Genomic DNA, 19,905 nt, shown 5'->3' on the forward strand with positions numbered 1-19,905 from the left:
CATCTATTATACCAAAAATAGCATCCCTCGGCTTGTAAAAATATTCTAATACCGATCATTCTCCCTTGACTGCCTTTTTTCAAAGCAGTATAATAACACTTATTGAAATTTTCAGCAAAGGAAAAGAAAATGTTTAGAAAATTAAAATATACCTTTATCGGTCGACCACTCAAGTCTCTCACAGACGGCGAAGGGGGATTACTTGGAAAAATGCAGGCACTTGCAATGTTATCCAGTGATGCCCTGTCTTCTATTGCCTATGGACCTGAACAAGTCATTCTCGTTTTAGTCAGTCTCTCTCCTCTCGCTATTTGGTGGAGCCTCCCTATCGGTATTTTTGTCCTCTTACTGCTCGCTAGTTTGACCATTTCCTATCGTCAAATTATTCACGCCTATCCTCAAGGTGGTGGCGCTTATATGGTCACTCGGGAAAATCTCTCTCCTGAACTAGGCTTGATTGCTGGTGGTAGCCTCCTTGTTGACTATATGCTGACAGTAGCCGTATCCGTTGCGTCTGGAGCTGATGCTATTACAGCAGCCATCCCTGCCCTCCATCCCTACAATCTTCATATCTCTATTTTCCTAGTCTGCCTGCTCATGCTCTTGAATTTAAGAGGATTAAAAGAATCTGCCAGCTCTCTGATGATTCCCGTCTACCTCTTTATCTTCAGTACCGTCTTTCTCTTGCTTTATGGGTTCTTTCAACTATTTACAGGTTCCCTAAACTATCAGGCGACTTCAACCATTGGACAAACTGTTCCGAGCCTTTCCATCGTTCTCCTATTGAGAGCCTTTACCAGTGGCTCTGCCTCTCTGACAGGGGTTGAAGCTATTTCAAATGCGGTACCATTTTTCAAAACTCCGAAGGAAAAGAATGCTGCTGAGACCTTGACCATCATGTCCTTGATTTTAGGTTTTCTTTTTGCAGGCATCACCTTCCTAAACTACTGGATGGGCATCACACCTCAAAATGGAGAAACCGTCCTCTCGCAAATGGCCAAGGGCATTCTTGGAGATTCATTCTTTGGTCATGCTAGCTACTATCTCTTCCAGTTCTCAACAGCCTTGATTCTAGCTGTAGCTGCAAATACTGGCTTTTCAGCCTTCCCTATGCTGTCCTACAATATGGCAAAAAACAAGTACATGCCTCATCTCTTTATGGAAAAAGGGGACCGTCTCGGCTACTCCAATGGTATCTTAACTCTGGCTTTTGGGGCTATGATCCTTCTTCTCATTTTTAATGGGAATACTGAACGCTTGATTCCTCTTTATACTATCGGGGTCTTCGTTCCCTTTGCTCTATCTCAGACTGGGATGATTCGCCATTGGAAAAAGGAAAAAGGAGCAAACTTCTTAAAATCTGCCTTCGCTAATATCCTTGGGGCCATCATTTGTTATGCCATTGTCCTCATTTTACTCCTCTTCAGACTGGGTGATATCTGGCCATTCTTCCCAATTATCCTAGTCTTAACCTTCCTCTTTTTGTCCATTCACAACCATTACCAAAAAGTGGCAAAACAACTACGACTCTACGAAGGAATTGAAAAACGCACTTATGACGGTAACCTTGTCCTTGTCCTAGTAGGAAATGTCACTCGAGTAAGTGTCGGAGCCATCAACTACGCTCAAAGTATCGGTGACGAAGTGTTAGCCATGCACATTTCTACTAAAGAAACGGTGGAAAAAGACCAAGAAATTCTTCAGGAATTTGCCGATTACTTCCCAAATATCACTCTGAAAAATATCAATACCAGCTACCGCGACATCATCACCCCTAGCGTTAAGTATGTCAAACGAATCGCCCAAGAAGCTAAGCAAAAAAACTACACCGTTACAGTCCTTGTACCACAGTTCATCCCTAACAAGCCTTGGCAAAATATCCTGCACAATCAAATGAGCCTCAAACTAAAATACGCTCTCAGATGGCACGAAGACGTCGTTGTCGCTAGCTACTCTTATCACTTAAAAGAATAAAGAAAAGGCCCTACCAGAACCAAAAAGCGTCTGGTGGGGCCTTTTTCTGAATCCAGCCACTATGCTTAACTAAAAAGCATGACTAGGAATATTATTGAATGTGGTTAGCTAAATCTTCCTGAGCTTTTTTATTGGACTCAGTTTTTTCTTTTTGCCATTTTTCATAAAGCTCTTGATACTGTTTCGCAGTCACGGGATCTTTTTGCAACTCAAGGTATTTGTAGTTATCCGCATCCCCTTTATGTCCGACAAATGAGAAGGCTCCTGTGAACGGTACAGTCTTACGGAAGATTGGATTAGCTCCTCCACTTTGAACTGGCAGAAAGAGAGCACTATCTGTTAGCCAAGCTTGAACTTCAGCAAATTTTTCATAGCGAGTCTGAGTATTTTCAACCTCATTGTCTGCTGTGTCCAACAACTTCTTGTAGGTAGAGAGACCGATTTTTTCCTTGACATCATTGTCTTTCCCTGGAGTCAAGCCAAGATTTTTTAACTGAGAACCAGAGTCTGGATCCAAGAGGTCAAGATATGTCTTAGGATCAGAGTAATCTCCACTCCAGCCCGAAATATCGATGTCATAGTCCTTTTGTTCAGCTGTGTCAGCAAAGAAGGTTGCATTGTCTTTCTCGTCTGGAGACAATTGAATCACATCGATAACAATATTATCTGATCCAAGTGTCTCCTCAACCGTCTGCTTGAAAGAACTTGCTTGCTGTACGTCCAACTTAGCAGTCTGGTCTACTGGCATGTCTAAATGGATAGGGAAGGTCACACCTTCTGCCTGCAAACTTTCTTTGGCTTTGGCAAATTCTGCCTTGGCTTTATCAGCATTCAGGAAAGCAGGTTGCGCGTCGTTCAGATTGATATTTGACCACTCTGTACCATAGTTGACTATCTTTTCATTGACAGCATCCCCGAAGTTTTTGCCACCGATTTGAACAAAGTTGCTCGGTGTGACTATGTTTCGAAGGATACGGTCAGCTCCATCTTCTCCATTTGTCTGGGCAGCGTAGGCATGACGGTCAAAGGCAAAGTTAATCGCCTGACGGAAGTCCTTATTTTGCATAGCTGCACGAGAATCCGCCTTTTCTTTATCCGTCTGTTTCATGGTTTGATTGTAACTTTGACGGTTGACATTGAAGAGATAGTAGAAAGTCACAGCATCCTGAGGAGTATAGGTAATCTTATCCTCATTCCCTTTTTTCAGCTGGTCAAAGACAGAACTTGTCGGGAAGATACGTCCGTCTGTGTAGTTGCCTTCTAGGAATCCTCGAGCCAAACTATCTTGGTCTGAACCATCATAGAAGGAAAGTTTTACCTTCTCAATCTTCACATTGTCCTTATCCCAATAATTAGGGTTCTTTTCAAACTCAATTAAAGATTTTGAAGTAAAAGACTTGAACAAGTATGGCCCATTGGACAGGATGCTAGATGGGGTAACACTTCCAAAGTCATCTCCCTTAGATTTCAAAAAAGCTTCATTGACAGGACTCAAAATTCCCCCTGTTGTCTTCGAATTCCAATAAGACTCCGGCTTGTTCAAAGTGTATTGGAGAGTATAGTCGTCCACTGCCTTGACTCCAACCGTCTCAAAGTCAGATGTTTTCCCTTCGACATAATCTGCCAAACCTTTGATTGAATCCCGTACCAAGTACAAGTTCTCAGCCTTTTTATCCGCTGCATACTTAAGACCTGTCACAAAATCATGTGCTGTCACTTCAGCATACTCTTCTCCTTCAGAGGTATACCACTTAGCTCCTTGGCGAATTTTATAGGTATAGGTCAAACCATCTTTTGATACGGTCCATGACTCTGCCATAGAAGGGACGAGATTGCCGTACTTATCATTTTCCAACAAACCATCGATCAAGTTTGTCGTAATGCTAGAGGTCGAACCACGTGTCGAAGTGATATAGTCTAATGTATCCGGATTGCTGGCAAATACATAAGAGTAAGTTTTATCTGTATTTGATTGTGCCGAACTACAAGCCACCATCAAGAAGCTTGCACTCAAAATTCCAGCCCCTAGTAGGAGGGCTTTTGATTTCTTCATAACTGTTCTCCATTTTTATAGTATGTGAAATATTATACACTATTTCAGCAAAAATATAAAGTCTTTACAGACTGATATCATAGAAAAAAAAGAAAAGCCAGTAGACTCGAGTTCCTACTGACTTCTTTGTTGAATTCGTTTGGATTAAGCAGCCAAAACTTTGCGTCCTTTACGACGACGAGCTGCCAATACGCGACGACCGTTTTTAGTTGACATACGGTTACGGAATCCGTGTTTGCGCGCACGACGAAGTTTACTTGGTTGATAAGTACGTTTCACGATGAATACCTCCTCATAGATTTTGTATTCGTTTAGCCGGCTATAAAGTGATCAGTTACTAAACATACTTTACTATTCTATCTGATTCTGCCAATTTTGTCAATAGCTCCAAGCAAATGTTTTAGAGCTTTTCCTATGAAAGCCCTATCTACGATATTGTTTCAAGAAACGAGTCATCTTTTCTTGGATTTGTGCTAATTCGTCCACACGAGGAAGGTAAACGATACGGAAATGGTCTGGTTCTTGCCAATTAAATCCGCGACCATGAACCAAGAGAACCTTTTCCTGCTTCAAGAAATCAAGAACGAATTGTTCATCGTCATCGATGCGATACATATTGCGGTCAATTTTAGGGAAGATATAAAGACCCGCCTTCGGCTTGACCGCAGACAAACCGGGAATATCTTGAATGGCATTATAGATAAAGTTTCTTTGTTCATAGATACGACCACCAGGAAGGAGCAATTCGTCCACTGACTGGTGACCTCCTAGCGAGGTTTGTACAACTTGCTGGGCTAAAACGTTGGAACAAAGGCGCATATTGGACAGCATATTGAGACCTTCAATATAGCCCTTGACATGTGTCTTAGGTCCAGATAAGACCATCCAACCTACACGGAAACCAGCGATACGATGGGATTTCGAAAGACCGTTCATGCTGACACAGAAAACATCTGGTGCCAAGCTCGCCACAGGCGTATGCACATGCCCGTCCATCACCATGCGGTCATAAATCTCATCTGCAAAGATGATCAAGTCGTTTTGACGAGCGATTTCAATAATCTCCAACAAGAGTTCTTTAGGATAAAGGGCTCCAGTTGGATTGTTAGGATTGATAAGGACGATAGCCTTGGTATTGGAAGTGATTTTTGACTTGATATCGTCAATATCTGGGTACCACTCTGCAGCTTCATCACAGATATAGTGAACCGCATTTCCCCCAGCTAGGCTGACAGCAGCCGTCCAGAGAGGATAGTCTGGCATAGGCACCAAGACCTCATCTCCATTGTCCAAAAGCCCCTGCATAGACATGACAATCAGCTCACTGACACCATTTCCAAGGTAGATATCATCAATGTCCACATTGGGAAAGTTCTTCAGTTGGCAATACTGCATGATGGCCTTACGGGCTGAGAAAATCCCTTTAGAGTCAGAATACCCTTCGCTATCACGCGCATTCATAATCAAGTCATGAATGACCTCGTCTGGCGCTGTGAAGCCAAATTCTGCTGGATTCCCTGTATTCAGACGTAAAATCTTTTCTCCGTTTGCTCGCATCCGCATAGCTTCTTCCAAAACAGGGCCACGGATATCATAAGCAACATGCTCTAACTTACTAGACTTGTTATATTCTTTCATCTTGTTTCCTCAATTCATCGAGATAGTAACATTATACCACTAGAAAGGGATTGCGACAAGTTTCCTGAAATGAGGGAGCCAAGAAAAAACTCACAACGACTAGGTTCTCACCGTTTAAATAACTAGAGGGAAGAATCATTTCTCACATACCAAAAGACAAACCTAGAAAGACCAATGCTAAAAAGGAATCATACAAAAGATTAAACATGAAAAAGAGCCCCCACGTGACCAAATAGTCCAAGCGACCACTTCTCTTTGCAATCACAAATAAAATGATATGGTAGACTAAGTGAAAGAGAAGAAAACCAACAAAATATGGATAGAGAATAGGCACGACTCTTTCCAGCTGCCAAAGCATCACTACTTCTCCTACAAGCGATGCAAAGATAATTCCATGATAAAGAAGACTTATTTTTTTAGAAGCTTGAACAAAATCTTTCATACTTTCTCATCCCTTCACTATGTTTCCTAATATCCCGTTTTCTTTTATTTTAACATATCTCCACCAAATCGAATCTCCGATAATATTTATTTAAATATGATTTTTACTTTACTTCTTTAGTGAAAAGGATTACAATAAAAGTAAGAAAATTTCAGGAGGTTTCATTATGGCACAACGTTACCAAAATGTTATGGTTGCAATTGATGGTTCTAAAGAGGCAGACTTGGCTTTTGTTAAAGGTGTTTACACTGCTCTACGCAATGATTCCAAGCTCACCATTGCCCATGTTATTGACACACGCGCTCTTCAAAGCGTGTCTACCTTTGATGCTGAAGTTTACGAAGAACTCCAAGTCGATGCTGAAAGTTTGATGAAAGAGTACGAAAAGCGTGCAAGAGATGCGGGCGTGACGGATATTCATATCGTCATCGAAATGGGAAATCCGAAAACCCTCCTTGCCCGTACCATTCCAGACGCAGAAAATGTTGACCTGATTCTCGTCGGTGCAACAGGTCTTAATGCCTTTGAACGCCTCTTGGTTGGCTCTTCATCTGAATACATCCTCCGCCACGCAAAAGTTGATTTGCTCGTCGTGAGAGAACAAGAAAAAACATTATAGGAACATAAAAGGAGCCTGCTAGGCTCCCTTTTTTCTTACTTATTTCTCTCTTTATGTCGCTCATAAGCCTTGAGCTGACGCTGCAGTTCCTTTCTGATAGCAGGTTCTGGAGCATATTTTTCGTCCCAGTCATCCGGTTTTAAGATTTTATGTGTAACTGGATCAAAATGGGCTTTTCCATCAGGAAAAACCTTCCCCATGTTTGCCTCATGCACAATATCAAAGATGCGTTCTGGATCCACTCCCATCAAGGCAAAACTGCCGTAAGTAAAATACAGTATATCGATTAAGGCATCAACCTGCCCGATTAGATCTTTTTGGGCAGGCGTTTTTTGCCTCACCTTTTCGGCCGCCTTATCAAGTGCCGCATGCATGCTTGCAAGTGACTGCTGGAATTCTTCCTCCGAAGAACTTGCCGCGCGAACAAACTCTACTAATTCTTCAATTTTAAAGTCTGCGCGATGGGTTGCACCTTCAACATCCCATGCCTGTGGTTCTTCCTGAGTTCGTTCATCCATCATGTGGTGGAAGGTCTTGACCTTGTTAAAATGGTAATCTCGACTGACAAAAACTTTTTCTGAAGCCAAGACTCCAAAATGTTCAAGCGCCTTGTGGATGCCATCTTGTTGGTTACTTGCTGTAATGTGCTTGGCAACTTCTTTAACACTGCTACTGCCATTTCCCATAGCGACTGACATACCAACACCTGCCAACATTTCCAGGTCGTTGTCTGAATCTCCGAAGGCCATGACTTGGTTGAGATCAAAACCATACTCTTTTCCAACTCGACGAATGCCTTCTAGTTTGGAATTCCCTTGGTTGATGATATCCGCAGCGAAGGGATTGCTTCGAGTCAATTTCAAATCTTCAAAATCACTTGCAGCTTTCTCAGATTCTTCGGGTGTCATCAGCATTAACACTTGATAGATTGGCTCATTGATCAAACGAAGTAGGTCATCTTCCTTTTGAGGAACTGCCTTGCTGACCATTCGATTAAAGGAACGGCTAACGGTTCTTGTTAAGCCAGTTGGAATGAAACGGCTAACCAGCTGTGAAAAGGATCCAAGACCAAATGACATAATTTTCGAACCAACAACAGCATGCTCGGTTCCAAGAGCGATTTCTTTACGCTCCTTTTTAGCATAGGCAATCAGTTGACGCAGACTTGACTTGGCAATCGGGCTAGCAAATAAGACTTTTTCTTTATTAAAGATATATTGTCCGTTATAAGTTATTGCAAAATCCAGATCTAAATCCTCCATCAATTCCTTGACAAAGAAAGGCCCCCGTCCTGTCGCCACTCCAACAAGCACCCCTTGTTCTTTCACAATCCTAATCGCGTCCTTAGTGGATTTCAAAACACTCTTACGATCGTTGACTAGCGTTCCATCGATATCAAAAAAAACAGCTTTGACTTCCATCCTATCCCATTCTCCCCTTTTGTGTTACAATGATTATACCACATTTCAGAGAGAGTGAGTAAATCATGCCTAAGAAAATCCTTGTTTTACATACAGGTGGAACTATTTCCATGCAAGCAGACGCCACTGGTGCCGTTGTAACTAGCCAGGACAATCCCATGAACCATGTATCCAATCCACTTGAAGGGATTGAGGTTCATGCCCTAGACTTTTTTAACCTACCGAGTCCCCATATCAAACCCAAGCATATGCTTGCACTCTATCATAAGATTAAAGAGGAAGCTAATAATTACGATGGAGTTGTCATCACACATGGAACAGATACGCTAGAGGAAACTGCCTACTTCCTTGATACCATGGAAATTCCACACATGCCCATCGTTCTAACTGGAGCTATGCGTAGTTCCAACGAACTCGGTAGCGACGGTGTATACAACTATCTGAGTGCTTTACGAGTTGCCAGCGATGACAAGTCAGCTGATAAGGGGGTTCTGGTCGTCATGAACGATGAAATCCACGCGGCCAAGTATGTTACCAAAACCCATACGACCAACGTCGGTACCTTTCAAACCCCAACACATGGACCACTTGGCCTCATCATGAAGCAAGAAATCCTCTACTTCAAAACGGCTGAACCTCGTGTCCGTTTTAATCTCGAACAAATTCAGGGTCTGGTTCCTATCATCTCAGCCTATGCCGGTATGACAGACGAGCTGATTGATATGTTAGACTTGGAACAGCTGGATGGCCTAGTCGTTCAGGCCTTCGGAGCAGGTAATATCCCCAAAGAAACAGCTCAAAAATTAGAAAGTCTCCTCCAAAAAGGAATCCCAGTCGCCTTGGTCTCACGTTGTTTTAATGGCATTGCTGAACCTGTTTATGCCTACCAAGGTGGGGGAGTTCAGTTGCAAGAATCTGGCGTTCTCTTTGTCAAAGAACTCAATGCCCAAAAAGCTCGCCTCAAATTATTAATTGCCCTTAATGCTGGACTAAAAGGACAAGAACTTCGCAATTACATGGAAGGTTAAAATTGAAAATCAGGAAATCTTCTCGATTCCCTGATTTTTTCTATTTGCGTTTTCGTGTTGAACGACGTTCTGTCAAACCGTGAGGCAAGAGAACTTCACGTTCTTCCAACTCTTCCTTGTGCATGATCTTAGTCAGCATACGCATACTGATAGCACCTAGATCATAAAGAGGTTGGGCAATAGTTGTCAGATTTGGACGAGTGAATCGTGCAATCTGAGAGTCATCTGTCGTGATGATTTCAAACTCTTCTGGCACAGATACACCGTGATCCGCCAAACCATTTAGCACACCTGCAGCCAATTCATCACCTGTCACAACTGCAGCTGTAGCCTGTGAAGAAACCAAGCGCTCCGCCAAGGCATAGCCATCATTATAGTTGTATTTAGATTCAAATACCAAGCCCTCGCTATAAGGGATTCCTGCCTTTTTCAACGCTTCCTTGTAACCAATCAATCGAATTTTGCCGTTGATATCATCAACAAGTGGTCCACTGATAAAGGCAATCTTTTCATTTTCCTGAAGCAAATGAGTTACTGCATCAATCGTTGCTTGTTTGTAGTCAATATTAACACTTGGCAACTGGTGTTCAATATCCACCGTTCCTGCAAGGACAACTGGTGTCCGAGAACGAGAAAATTCTGAACGAATCTTTTCAGTCAAGTGATAGCCCATAAAAATGATCCCGTCAACCTGTTTTGAAAAGAGAGTATTAACTACTGAAACTTCTTTTTCATCGTCTTCATCACTGTTGGCTAGGACGATATTATACTTATACATCTCTGCAATATCATCAATCCCCTTGGCTAGGGTTGAAAAATAGCCATTAGTGATATTTGGAATCACAACACCAACTGTCGTAGTTTTCTTGCTGGCCAAGCCACGCGCTACCGCATTTGGACGGTAGTCAAGACGATCAATCACCTCTAGAACTTTTTTACGAGTATTCTCTTTGACGTTCTTGTTGCCATTCACTACACGGCTAACAGTTGCCATTGAAACCCCAGCTTCACGGGCAACATCATAAATCGTTACTGTATCATCTGTGTTCATTCTGTTTCCTTTCTATATTGAAAATTTCGCTTTCATACATCTGCTTACTCCATTTTATCACTTATTGTAAACACTTTCAAGTATTTTTTAGAGAAACTTTGAAAAAATTTCACAACCTATTCCCATTTTGAAAAAGCGAGTACGATTTCTTGATTTTTGGGATGTTTTGCTGTATGATAAGGAAAAATAAAAGGAGGGAGGGAATGTTTATGGCTTTTACAAATACTCAGAGACGTTCGGCCAGTTTTGGTGTTGTGACCAGCTTGCCTGACGATGTTATCGATTCTTTATGGTTTATTATCGATCATTTTTTGAAAAACGTATTTGAATTAGAAGAGGAACTAGAATTTCAACTACTAAACAACGAGGGAACCATCACCTTCCATTTCTCTAGTCAGCACCTGCCGACTAGTATCGACTTTGATTTTAATCATCCTTTTGATCCTCTTTACCCTCCTAAAGTCCTTGTTTTAGACATGGACGGGAAAGAAACCATCCTCCTTCCTGAAGAAAATGACCTATTTTAAAAACTCTAGCTTCTCGGCGCAAACTGCTGAGGAACTAGAGTTTTTTCTATTTGTTTAATTCTTGATACAAGTAGCGTATCGGCTGTTTGAGTACTGGATGAATAAAATGGGGAGCTAGTTCTTGCAGAGACTCAAGGACAAAGAGGCGTTCTGCTATATAAGGATGAGGCAAGATGAGGTCGTCAGTATAAATGACTTGGTCTTCTACAAAGAGTAGGTCCAAATCAATCAAACGAGGCCCCCAATGCACCTCTCGAACCCGTCCCATCTCGGACTCAATGGCTAACAAGGTTTCTAACAAGACTGGTGCGGGTAGCCAGGTTTCTACTTCAATCACCTGATTGACAAAACTATCTTGCTCCACACCACCCCAAGGCTCAGTCGTTAAGACACTAGACTCTTTGAGAATATGGATACCTCGAGCTCGCAGTTTGTCAATAGCTTGCTCCAAGTTCGCTTGCTTGTCCCCCATATTACTTCCTAGAGCGATAAAGGCCCGCTGCTTACGACGGTGGATGGTCACCGAGCAGGTATCCAACGGTAAATGCACTGGAGCCCAAGGTTTTTTGAGTTCCAACTCAATTTCTTGGACAAGAGGATAGGTCTCAAAGGTATGTTCTACCAGTTTATAGGCTACCGTTTCAATCAGGTCCTCAGTAGTTTCCTGAAACCAAGTCGTCCACTGTTGGCAAAGTTCTCCATAGTGGACAGAAGCAGCCAAGTCTAACTCAGTCGCCGCCTTGGTCATATCATAGGATAGGATGGCTGAAACGACAAACTTCTGTCCTAATTCCTTCTCACTAGGAAAAAGACCATGATAGGCAAAAATTTCCAAATCTTTAATCTTTAGCTGATCCATAACTAGTCCTTTCTAGAAAAATCCGCTTATAGCGGATTCTTTTATAGTCCCATTAGACGATAAGCCTGATCTCGGAGGTCCTTATCCGTATCAAATACGCCACGGGCTACAGTGGTTAAGGTTGCAGTGCCTGGTTTTCTGACACCACGCATGCTCATACACATATGCTCTGCCTCAATGACAACAAATGCTCCCTTAGCCCCCAGATAGTCCATCAAGGCATCAGCCACTTCGATATTCAAACGTTCTTGAATCTGTGGTTTTTTAGAATAAACTTCAACCGTACGGGCAAGCTTGGACAAGCCTGCCACACGGCCATCTGGAATATAGGCAATATGCGCTCTACCATAAAAGGGCAAGAAGTGGTGTTCACACATGGTGTGGAAAAAGATATCCTTTTCCACTACCATATTATCGTCGATAATCTCAAAGGATTTTGACAAATGTTCCTCCGCAGTCTGACCAAGACCTGAAAAAATCTCTTGGTACATACGGGCTACACGAGCAGGTGTCTCCTGCAAGCCCTCGCGGTTAGCGTCCTCACCAACAGCCTCGATAATCATTTTTACAGCTGCTTCAATCTTTTGTGTATCCATTCTCTAGTTATTCCTCTCCATTAGGTAGGCTCTCACCTGGCTCAAGAAATACAAGGAACCCGTGACAATCCTAACTGTTTGTTTCTCTTCATTTTTATCTGTCAATTTCTGCTCTAGAAAATCCTGCCATTCTTGGAAGCTGAGATTTCTAGACTTAGCTGTCTCTTTCAGCACGCTTTCATCCGTCGCCCGACTATCGTCAAAACAAGTCAGAGTCAGTTGACTATTTGGCACCGACTCTAGCAAATCCAGCATATCCTCCAAAGCCTTGGTTTTGATACAAGTAAAGAGGATTTCCGTATGATAATCCGCAAAGCGTTCTTGCAAGGTTGCCAACAAAGCTTTGATAGCATGCGGATTGTGGGCCCCATCCAAAAGCAGCAAGGGGTCACTAGACAGGACCTCCAAACGCCCTGGCCATCTGGTTTCCTCAAGAGCTTGAGCAACCAAGGCATTACTTGCTAATTCTCGCCCAGTCTCCTGGCAATAAGTGTCTAGGAGAGCAAGCGCCATCCCCGCATTCTCTATCTGATGCAAGCCCAGCAGACCTGTCTGGAAGCGACCTTGTCTGACAGCACTTGTATAGTCAAAGACTTCTCCTGTCACCACACTTTCTTGATGACTGACTTGATAATCACTCCCATAGGCAAGTCTCGGCGCATTTTTCCCTTCCGCAGTGCGGTCAATAACAGCCAAGGCTTCTGGAACAATGTGACCTGTTACCAAGGGAATACCTTGCTTGATAATACCAGCTTTCTGCTCTGCTATAGCTTCCAAGGTGTCACCAAGTAGGGCCACATGATCCAAGCCAATAGTTGTAATCCCTGTCAGAATCGGCTGGCAGACATTGGTACTATCCAAGAGTCCACCCATGCCGACTTCCATGATAGCCACATCTACTTTCTCTGAGGAAAAATAATCATAAGCTAGAGCTGTGATAATCTCAAACTCAGTCGTTCCTTGTAAAGCAGCGACCTTCTCCCCCTCAAGCAAAGACCGATAAACTGCCATGAGGGATTCTAGCCTAGCCTCGGGAATGGATTCCCCATTGATGCTAATCTGATCCGTATAATGAATGAGATAGGGCGAGCTAAAGACCCCAACTTTCAGCCCCATCTTTTCCAGCATAGTTTTCAGAAAAGCAATGGTCGAACCCTTGCCGTTGGTTCCACCAATGTGGATGACCTTGAGTTTGAGATGGGGATTGCCTCGCAGGGCTAGGAGTTCTACCATTCGCTCCAAACCAAAATGCGGTTGGTCCGTCCGGTAGTGGGCAATCCACTGATTGTTTTGAATTTCTTTCATCTTATTTATATTGTTTTAAATCTAGATTTTCCGCATCATCTGCCAAACGAATGGCTGACGCAATTTCAACTGCCATCCGGTGACTGGCTACATCGTGCACGCGCACCACTTCGACACCCTGTCTCGCAGCGATACTGGTCACATGAGCCGAAGCGGTGTCCCGATTGCGGAAACCGACTTCCGTCTCAGGATTGACTTCAAAACCATTTTCCTCAAGGATATTGATAACAAACCGCTTGCGCGAAACACCGAGAAAGATTGGATAGCCTTGCTGGTGTAGTTTATCCAGATCCCGTAGAAGGAGCAGATTTTCCTTCTTGGTCAGACCAAAGCCAATTCCTGGATCCAGCAGAATATTTTCTTGTACAATCCCAGCTTCCTCCGCTCTTGCTAGAGCGCGGTCAAAGAACGCGGTCATCAAATCTTCTACTGATAGTTGTTCAAAGTACGCCAAGTCTTCATTTGTAAAAGGATCCCCAAATCCAAAACGAGGAAATATGAGCGAACTAGGGTGCTGAGGTCTAGCCATGACTGGATTAAACATGATAACCACTTTCGCTCCAGCTTTAGCAACCACATCCGCCATTCTCTCATCTCCCATGAGACCAGTGATATCATTGACCAGATTGGCACCAGCTTTCAAAGCAGCCTCTGCTACCTGACTTTTCCAAGTATCGATGGAAATGAGGACATCACTTTCCTCACGGATAGCTTTAATCACTGGAACAACACGCTGGATTTCCTCTTCTATCTCAACATAGCTACTGCCCGGCCGAGTTGATTCTCCACCAATATCTAGCATGCTAGCTCCTTCAGCTATCAATTTACGGGCTTGCTGAAGAGCCTGGTCAACAGCAAAAAACTGACCACCATCCGAAAAGGAATCTGGGGTTACATTGATAATTCCGCAAATGGCTGTTTTTGCCTGACTAGCTTTATTGGACATAAGGTCACTCCTCAAGGTTTTTCACCACATTATTTCTCTATTTTACCATAAAAAGAAAAAGATGGATACGCTAGCATTTATCTTTTCCAAGTAAGGAAATGGTTTAGAAAGGCAAGCCTACATTTCGACTAATCAAAACCAGTAAAGCCAGCAAACAAAAGGCAATACCATTGACAATCATATGAAGCAAGATTGACATCTCTAAACGTTCTGTTCTGTAGGCTGTCCAAGTCAAAACCGTTGACATTCCTCCATAAATAATCACAGAAGGCAGATTAGTTGGCGTATGGAGCAAGGCAAAGACGATTGCACCAACAACAAAGCCAAGTTTTTCTTTTCCACGGAAGATCTTTTGGGGAATAATTCCACGACACAAAATTTCTTCACAAATCGGCGCAATCAAGACTAGTAGAAAGAAAGTTGAAATCAAGGAACTATTCTGAACCAAACCATTCAGTATTGATTGGTTATTGGTTGTTGCCTCATTTGTTAGTCGAAGCAGGAGTGAACCCAAGAGATTTGTCGCAAAAATCACTAGATAACTCAGTACCAAGCGAGCCAAATCTTTTGCCTTAAAAAAGGATAGATTAAAAGTAGCAAGTTGTGTTTTTCGTGCACCAATAATGAATACAATCAAAACGACTATGGATAGAGCACCTACTAAGAGACCTGACTGTAAAATCGGAAACTGTTTGTTTGCTAAAAACAAAGCAAGTCCTATGGGAAATTGAGATAGAACAAAAGCTACCAAAAGGATGAGCACCCATTTCCCTCTGTTCAAAACCTCTTGCCAAATCGTCTTATCTTTCATGATGTACCTCCTTATAATTAAAAAGGGGAGACTCCCCTTTTTAATTATACCATTTATAGCGCCATACTGATATAGTTAAGGATAAACAAGGCATCCAAAATCCAAATCATTACGTGCACATCCTTGGCTTGACCTTTGACAACTTTTGTCAAGGTATATGTCAAGAAACCAACAGCAATCCCTTGTGTGATAGAGTAGCTGAATCCCATAAAGATAGATGTGAAGAAGGCAGGAACCGCTTCAGCCATATCATCCCAAGGGATATTTTTCAAGTTAGAAAGCATCATGATTCCGACGATGATCAAAATTGGTGCTGTTGCAGCTGTCGGAACAATCGCTAGAAGTGGGCTAAAGAAGCTAGATAGAGCAAAACAGATCGCAACCACTAGGGCTGTCAACCCAGTACGTCCACCAGCGCCGATACCCGCCGCAGACTCAACATAGGTTGTAACGTTTGAAGTACCTGCAATGGCACCTACTGAAGTTGCCACCAAGTCAGAGTAAAGAGCCTTGTCCAATTTAGCGGACTCATGGTTTTCCCCACTTGTCGCAACGATACCAACTTTTTCACCAGTACCGATAAGAGTACCGATTGTATCAAAAATATCCGTTAGTGAGAAGGCAAGAATGGCCATCAAGGTTTCTGGTAAACGTGAAGTGTTTGAAATCAAAGAGCCTAAACCTTCTGAACCAAGAGCAGCACCAAACAAAGTTCCTAAATCATTAACCGCTGCTGAAAGATTGTTGCTAGCAAAGTCAATCCCTGATAATTTGACAACACCAACAGCAATGGCAAGCACAGTCGTTGTTAAAATAGAAAGAATGATTCCACCCTTGATGCCTTTAACAACAAAGAAGATGGTAATAGCCAGACCTGCAAGAGCCACCAATACGGCTGGAGTATTGAAGTCTACCAATCCTGGAACAGCTGCGGAGTTTGCAGTAAGTGCAGCTTGAGCCTTGTCTGCTCCTTCACCTGCTACAGTATAAGTACCTGGGTCAATTGAGAATTTCAAGAGACCAGCATTCTTAATCCCAACATAGGCAAGGAAAACACCAATACCAGCGGAAATAGCTGAACGAAGTGTTGTGGGAATAGATTCGATGATCATTTTACGAACATTTGTCAAGGTAATAATCAATGAAATAATTCCACAAATGAAGACCATACCAAGAGCTTCTTTCCAAGTATAGCCCATCCCAAATACAACTGTAAATGTGAAGAAGGCATTTAGTCCCATACCTGGTGCTTGTGCGTATGGCAAATTAGCATAGAAAGCCATCATCAAAGTACCGACTACAGAACCGATAATCGTTGCCAAGAACACACCTTGAACAGGCATACCCGTTTGGGAAAGCATTTGAGGGTTTACAAAGAGAATGTAACTCATTGCAAAGAATGTTGTTAAACCAGCAAGCACCTCTGTACGGACATCTGTCCCGTGCTCTTTTAGTTTAAATAGTTTGTCCATCTTTAATCTCCTTTTGTTTTTTACGAACAATGAGAGTATTATATCATTTATCATTCACCTTTTCAATATGTTTGTTTGATTTATTTAACAAAATGAAATTTTTATTTTTTGTTTCAAGCCTGTTTTTCTGCTTTCTTTTTGATATAATAGTAGTCATCTTATCAGGGATCTACTAGGAAGGTTTATATGACTAAAAAAATTATCGCCGTCGATTTGGACGGAACCCTGCTCAACTCAGAGAGTAAGATTTCAGATTTTACTCGAAACACAATTAAACGAATTGCTGAAAAAGGCCACCATGTCATCATCACTACTGGGCGCCCTTACCGTATGGCAAAAGAATTTTATCAGGAATTAGAGTTGCACACCCCCATGATTAACTTCAATGGTTCCCTTACCCATCTGCCAGGTCGTGCTTGGGCGCATGAAAAGTGCTTGACCTTGGACAAAAAATACCTCTTAGACATGGTCAAACGCAAAGAGGATATCCAAGCCGACTTTATTGCAGGAGAATACCGCAAGAAATTTTATATCACGGCTCCTAATGAAGAAATTGCAAATCCCAAACTATTTGGTGTAGAAAATTTCCAACCAGAAAATCAATTCAAATCTGAATTGGTGACCAAGGACCCTAACTGTATCCTCTTGCAAACAAGAGTCGATGATAAATACGCGCTAGCAGATGAGATGAATCGTTTTTACCAACACCAACTAGCAATCAATACCTGGGGAGGGCCCCTCAACATTCTCGAATGTACACCAAAAGGGGTCAACAAAGCCTTTGCCTTAGAATACTTGCTCAATGTTATGAACCGTGACAAACAAGATTTGATTGCCTTTGGAGATGAACACAATGACACCGAAATGCTGGCTTTTGCAGGCAAGGGATATGCCATGAAAAATGCCAATCCTGATCTTTTGCCGTATGCAGATGAGCAACTCTCTCTGACAAATGATGAAGATGGTGTTGCCCGTACCCTACAAGATTTGTTCCTATGACACTCAAAAAGTTAGCTTGTGCTAGCTTTTTTGATTTTCACAATTTTTCAATTAATCGGCCTGTTTTCATTTTTTTATATTAAATTACTCCCTTATCTTTTTAAACATTTCTACAAAAGATTTATATATTAACATTTTGTAAGCGGGTTTTCATTGAAAACCAATACATATTTATAAGAAATGGTTGATTTTTGTTTGAAAACGGTTTATACTTAAAGTTAGGCTTAAAGTTTTCTTAAACAAATAGTCAAACATTTTAAAGGAGGAATGACAATAATGAGTATCGGAATCATTATTGCGAGCCACGGCGAATTTGCTGCGGGTATTCATCAGTCCGGATCTATGATCTTTGGTGAACAAGAAAAGGTTCAAGTTGTAACCTTTATGCCAAACGAAGGTCCTGATGATTTATACGCTAAGATCAATAACGCTGTTGCTGCATTTGACGCAGAAGATGAGGTTCTAGTATTGGCTGACCTTTGGAGTGGATCTCCATTCAACCAAGCTAGCCGCGTGATGGGAGAAAATCCAGAACGTAAATTTGCCATCATCACAGGACTTAACTTGCCGATGTTGATCCAAGCCTACACAGAGCGCCTTATGGACGCTACTGCAGGTGTGGAAAAAGTCGCTGCGAACATCATTAAAGAAGCCAAAGATGGCATCAAGGCTCTTCCAGAAGAGCTTAACCCAGTTGAGGAAGTTGCAACTGCTGCAGCTGCTCCTGCTGCCCAAGCTGCTATTCCAGAAGGAACAGTTATCGGTGACGGTAAACTGAAGATCAACCTTGCTCGTCTAGACACTCGTCTCCTTCACGGTCAGGTTGCCACTGCTTGGACTCCAGATTCAAAAGCAGATCGTATTATCGTTGCTTCAGACAACGTTGCAAAAGACGACTTGCGTAAAGAATTGATCAAACAAGCAGCTCCTAACGGAGTAAAAGCAAACGTTGTTCCAATCCAAAAATTGATTGACGTTGCAAAAGACCCACGTTTCGGTGACACTCATGCCCTTATCTTGTTTGAAACTCCACAAGATGCACTTCGTGCTATCGAAGGTGGCGTGCCAATCAAGACCCTTAACGTTGGTTCTATGGCCCACTCAACAGGTAAAACAATGATCAATAACGTCTTATCTATGGACAAAGATGATGTTGCAACCTTTGAAAAAATGCGCGACCTCGGTGTTGAATTTGACGTACGTAAAGTACCAAACGACACGAAAAAAGATTTGTTTGACTTGATTAACAAAGCAAACGTTCAATAATTTTAATCTGTTTCTATCATTTTTGAAAACAGGATTAAATACTTTATTAAAACTAAATAGAAAAGGAATAAAACCATGTCAGATATTTCAATCATTTCTGCTATCTTGGTTGTAGTTGTTGCCTTCCTTGCAGGTCTTGAAGGTATCCTCGACCAATTCCAATTCCATCAACCAATCGTCGCATGTACCCTTATCGGACTTGCAACTGGTAACCTCGAAGCAGGTGTTATGCTTGGTGGATCACTTCAAATGATCGCCCTTGGTTGGGCAAACATCGGAGCTGCCGTAGCTCCTGACGCTGCTCTTGCCTCTGTTGCTGCAGCAATCATCTTGATCAAAGGTGGAAACTTCACTACTGAAGGTATCGCCGTTGCAACAGCAACAGCTATCCCTCTTGCCGTAGCTGGACTTTTCTTGACAATGATTGTTCGTACAATCTCAGTTGGTTTGGTTCACACTGCTGATGCTGCTGCTAAAGACGGAAATATCGCTGCTGTTGAGCGTGCTCACTTTGTTGCACTTCTCCTTCAAGGTCTTCGTATTGCAATCCCTGCTGCCTTCCTTATCGCTATCCCAGCTTCTGCCGTTCAAGATGCTCTTAAATTGATGCCAGACTGGTTGAATGGTGGTATGGCTGTCGGTGGTGCTATGGTCGTTGCCGTTGGTTACGCTATGGTTATCAACATGATGGCTACTCGTGAAGTATGGCCATTCTTCGCAATCGGTTTTGCACTTGCTGCGATTTCTCAATTGACTTTGATTGCCCTTGGTGTCATCGGTGTTGCCCTTGCCTTCATCTACCTTAACCTTACAAAACAAGGTGGAAACGGTGGCGGCGGAGCTGCGACTTCTAACGACCCAATCGGTGATATCCTAGAAGACTACTAGAAAGGGGAAC

Annotated in this window: 19 protein-coding genes; 7 read left to right on the forward strand and 12 right to left on the reverse strand. The window is 42.5% G+C overall.

Features of this window, described 5'->3' with window-relative positions; translation table 11 throughout:
* Nucleotides 1–129: 129 nt before the first annotated feature.
* Nucleotides 130–1,974 (forward strand): APC family permease, encoded by a 1,845-nt coding sequence (locus D8803_RS00290; protein ID WP_131199912.1) that lies wholly within the window; start codon nucleotides 130–132, stop codon nucleotides 1,972–1,974.
* 91 nt (nucleotides 1,975–2,065) lie between these two features.
* Here the strand turns inward: D8803_RS00290 and D8803_RS00295 are convergent, their stop codons facing one another.
* The 4 genes from D8803_RS00295 to D8803_RS00310 all read right to left on the reverse strand — a co-directional run bounded on the left by D8803_RS00295 (nucleotide 2,066) and on the right by D8803_RS00310 (nucleotide 6,107).
* Nucleotides 2,066–4,027, reverse strand: coding sequence for a peptide ABC transporter substrate-binding protein (locus tag D8803_RS00295; RefSeq protein WP_131199913.1), 1,962 nt, complete (start codon nucleotides 4,025–4,027; stop codon nucleotides 2,066–2,068).
* 144 nt (nucleotides 4,028–4,171) lie between these two features.
* Nucleotides 4,172–4,306, reverse strand: a complete 135-nt coding sequence (gene rpmH, locus D8803_RS00300) for a 50S ribosomal protein L34 (protein WP_000831905.1) — start codon at nucleotides 4,304–4,306, stop codon at nucleotides 4,172–4,174.
* Nucleotides 4,307–4,450: 144 nt separating this feature from the next.
* Complete coding sequence (locus tag D8803_RS00305) at nucleotides 4,451–5,665, reverse strand: pyridoxal phosphate-dependent aminotransferase (protein ID WP_000666480.1); 1,215 nt, start codon at nucleotides 5,663–5,665, stop codon at nucleotides 4,451–4,453.
* A gap of 142 nt (nucleotides 5,666–5,807) precedes the next feature.
* Nucleotides 5,808–6,107 carry a hypothetical protein gene (locus D8803_RS00310; protein ID WP_131199914.1) on the reverse strand — a complete coding sequence of 100 codons (300 nt, stop codon included), beginning with the start codon at nucleotides 6,105–6,107 and terminating at the stop codon, nucleotides 5,808–5,810.
* Nucleotides 6,108–6,273: 166 nt separating this feature from the next.
* On the opposite strand from D8803_RS00310, the gene D8803_RS00315 reads away from it, so the two are divergent.
* Nucleotides 6,274–6,726 carry a universal stress protein gene (locus D8803_RS00315; protein WP_000079160.1) on the forward strand — a complete coding sequence of 151 codons (453 nt, stop codon included), beginning with the start codon at nucleotides 6,274–6,276 and terminating at the stop codon, nucleotides 6,724–6,726.
* A 35-nt stretch (nucleotides 6,727–6,761) separates the two neighbouring features.
* Here the strand turns inward: D8803_RS00315 and D8803_RS00320 are convergent, their stop codons facing one another.
* The gene (locus tag D8803_RS00320; protein ID WP_131199915.1) at nucleotides 6,762–8,147 is read right to left on the reverse strand and encodes a Cof-type HAD-IIB family hydrolase; all 1,386 of its coding nucleotides are present in this window, start codon (nucleotides 8,145–8,147) and stop codon (nucleotides 6,762–6,764) included.
* A 65-nt stretch (nucleotides 8,148–8,212) separates the two neighbouring features.
* Between D8803_RS00320 and D8803_RS00325 the strand changes: the two genes are divergently transcribed.
* Nucleotides 8,213–9,175: an asparaginase gene (locus D8803_RS00325; RefSeq protein WP_131199916.1), complete on the forward strand. Its 963-nt coding sequence runs from the start codon at nucleotides 8,213–8,215 to the stop codon at nucleotides 9,173–9,175.
* 40 nt (nucleotides 9,176–9,215) lie between these two features.
* Here D8803_RS00325 and ccpA read toward each other — a convergent pair whose 3' ends face one another.
* Nucleotides 9,216–10,226 carry a catabolite control protein A gene (ccpA, locus tag D8803_RS00330; RefSeq protein WP_131199917.1) on the reverse strand — a complete coding sequence of 337 codons (1,011 nt, stop codon included), beginning with the start codon at nucleotides 10,224–10,226 and terminating at the stop codon, nucleotides 9,216–9,218.
* Nucleotides 10,227–10,435: 209 nt separating this feature from the next.
* Here ccpA and D8803_RS00335 point away from each other — a divergent pair, with 209 nt between their 5' ends.
* Nucleotides 10,436–10,753 carry a DUF960 domain-containing protein gene (locus D8803_RS00335; protein WP_025170845.1) on the forward strand — a complete coding sequence of 106 codons (318 nt, stop codon included), beginning with the start codon at nucleotides 10,436–10,438 and terminating at the stop codon, nucleotides 10,751–10,753.
* A 46-nt stretch (nucleotides 10,754–10,799) separates the two neighbouring features.
* Here the strand turns inward: D8803_RS00335 and folK are convergent, their stop codons facing one another.
* The 6 genes from folK to D8803_RS00365 form a co-directional block, all read right to left on the reverse strand.
* Complete coding sequence (gene folK / locus D8803_RS00340) at nucleotides 10,800–11,612, reverse strand: 2-amino-4-hydroxy-6-hydroxymethyldihydropteridine diphosphokinase (protein ID WP_131199918.1); 813 nt, start codon at nucleotides 11,610–11,612, stop codon at nucleotides 10,800–10,802.
* A gap of 41 nt (nucleotides 11,613–11,653) precedes the next feature.
* Complete coding sequence (folE, locus tag D8803_RS00345; protein ID WP_131199919.1) at nucleotides 11,654–12,208, reverse strand: GTP cyclohydrolase I FolE; 555 nt, start codon at nucleotides 12,206–12,208, stop codon at nucleotides 11,654–11,656.
* Nucleotides 12,209–12,211: 3 nt separating this feature from the next.
* Entirely contained in the window at nucleotides 12,212–13,513 is a 1,302-nt protein-coding gene (locus tag D8803_RS00350; RefSeq protein WP_131199920.1) for a bifunctional folylpolyglutamate synthase/dihydrofolate synthase, read from the reverse strand.
* Nucleotide 13,514: 1 nt separating this feature from the next.
* Nucleotides 13,515–14,459, reverse strand: a complete 945-nt coding sequence (gene folP / locus D8803_RS00355; protein ID WP_038804603.1) for a dihydropteroate synthase — start codon at nucleotides 14,457–14,459, stop codon at nucleotides 13,515–13,517.
* 103 nt (nucleotides 14,460–14,562) lie between these two features.
* Nucleotides 14,563–15,270: a CPBP family intramembrane glutamic endopeptidase gene (locus D8803_RS00360; protein WP_131199921.1), complete on the reverse strand. Its 708-nt coding sequence runs from the start codon at nucleotides 15,268–15,270 to the stop codon at nucleotides 14,563–14,565.
* Nucleotides 15,271–15,323: 53 nt separating this feature from the next.
* Complete coding sequence (locus tag D8803_RS00365) at nucleotides 15,324–16,742, reverse strand: NCS2 family permease (RefSeq protein WP_000359241.1); 1,419 nt, start codon at nucleotides 16,740–16,742, stop codon at nucleotides 15,324–15,326.
* Between the two features lie 186 nt (nucleotides 16,743–16,928).
* On the opposite strand from D8803_RS00365, the gene D8803_RS00370 reads away from it, so the two are divergent.
* The 3 genes from D8803_RS00370 (at nucleotide 16,929) to D8803_RS00380 (ending at nucleotide 19,895) form a co-directional block, all read left to right on the forward strand.
* On the forward strand, nucleotides 16,929–17,741 hold the full coding sequence (locus tag D8803_RS00370) for a Cof-type HAD-IIB family hydrolase (RefSeq protein ID WP_131199922.1): 813 nt from the start codon (nucleotides 16,929–16,931) through the stop codon (nucleotides 17,739–17,741).
* A gap of 276 nt (nucleotides 17,742–18,017) precedes the next feature.
* Nucleotides 18,018–19,007: a PTS sugar transporter subunit IIB gene (locus D8803_RS00375; protein ID WP_131199923.1), complete on the forward strand. Its 990-nt coding sequence runs from the start codon at nucleotides 18,018–18,020 to the stop codon at nucleotides 19,005–19,007.
* A 75-nt stretch (nucleotides 19,008–19,082) separates the two neighbouring features.
* Nucleotides 19,083–19,895, forward strand: coding sequence for a PTS mannose/fructose/sorbose transporter subunit IIC (locus tag D8803_RS00380; RefSeq protein WP_033629277.1), 813 nt, complete (start codon nucleotides 19,083–19,085; stop codon nucleotides 19,893–19,895).
* Nucleotides 19,896–19,905 lie beyond the last annotated feature (10 nt).

The sequence above is a fragment of the Streptococcus oralis genome (assembly GCF_003943385.1).
GTDB lineage: Bacteria > Bacillota > Bacilli > Lactobacillales > Streptococcaceae > Streptococcus > Streptococcus oralis_CA.

What these genes read in the sequence shown, in the direction of transcription:
- D8803_RS00290 (WP_131199912.1), top strand. Translation starts at nt 130, where the DNA reads ATGTTTAGAAAATTAAAATATACCTTTATCGGTCGACCACTCAAGTCT.
- D8803_RS00295 (WP_131199913.1), bottom strand. Translation starts at nt 4,027, where the DNA reads ATGAAGAAATCAAAAGCCCTCCTACTAGGGGCTGGAATTTTGAGTGCA.
- D8803_RS00305 (WP_000666480.1), bottom strand. Translation starts at nt 5,665, where the DNA reads ATGAAAGAATATAACAAGTCTAGTAAGTTAGAGCATGTTGCTTATGAT.
- D8803_RS00310 (WP_131199914.1), bottom strand. Translation starts at nt 6,107, where the DNA reads ATGAAAGATTTTGTTCAAGCTTCTAAAAAAATAAGTCTTCTTTATCAT.
- D8803_RS00315 (WP_000079160.1), top strand. Translation starts at nt 6,274, where the DNA reads ATGGCACAACGTTACCAAAATGTTATGGTTGCAATTGATGGTTCTAAA.
- D8803_RS00320 (WP_131199915.1), bottom strand. Translation starts at nt 8,147, where the DNA reads ATGGAAGTCAAAGCTGTTTTTTTTGATATCGATGGAACGCTAGTCAAC.
- D8803_RS00325 (WP_131199916.1), top strand. Translation starts at nt 8,213, where the DNA reads ATGCCTAAGAAAATCCTTGTTTTACATACAGGTGGAACTATTTCCATG.
- ccpA (WP_131199917.1), bottom strand. Translation starts at nt 10,226, where the DNA reads ATGAACACAGATGATACAGTAACGATTTATGATGTTGCCCGTGAAGCT.
- D8803_RS00335 (WP_025170845.1), top strand. Translation starts at nt 10,436, where the DNA reads ATGGCTTTTACAAATACTCAGAGACGTTCGGCCAGTTTTGGTGTTGTG.
- folK (WP_131199918.1), bottom strand. Translation starts at nt 11,612, where the DNA reads ATGGATCAGCTAAAGATTAAAGATTTGGAAATTTTTGCCTATCATGGT.
- folE (WP_131199919.1), bottom strand. Translation starts at nt 12,208, where the DNA reads ATGGATACACAAAAGATTGAAGCAGCTGTAAAAATGATTATCGAGGCT.
- D8803_RS00350 (WP_131199920.1), bottom strand. Translation starts at nt 13,513, where the DNA reads ATGAAAGAAATTCAAAACAATCAGTGGATTGCCCACTACCGGACGGAC.
- folP (WP_038804603.1), bottom strand. Translation starts at nt 14,459, where the DNA reads ATGTCCAATAAAGCTAGTCAGGCAAAAACAGCCATTTGCGGAATTATC.
- D8803_RS00360 (WP_131199921.1), bottom strand. Translation starts at nt 15,270, where the DNA reads ATGAAAGATAAGACGATTTGGCAAGAGGTTTTGAACAGAGGGAAATGG.
- D8803_RS00365 (WP_000359241.1), bottom strand. Translation starts at nt 16,742, where the DNA reads ATGGACAAACTATTTAAACTAAAAGAGCACGGGACAGATGTCCGTACA.
- D8803_RS00370 (WP_131199922.1), top strand. Translation starts at nt 16,929, where the DNA reads ATGACTAAAAAAATTATCGCCGTCGATTTGGACGGAACCCTGCTCAAC.
- D8803_RS00375 (WP_131199923.1), top strand. Translation starts at nt 18,018, where the DNA reads ATGAGTATCGGAATCATTATTGCGAGCCACGGCGAATTTGCTGCGGGT.
- D8803_RS00380 (WP_033629277.1), top strand. Translation starts at nt 19,083, where the DNA reads ATGTCAGATATTTCAATCATTTCTGCTATCTTGGTTGTAGTTGTTGCC.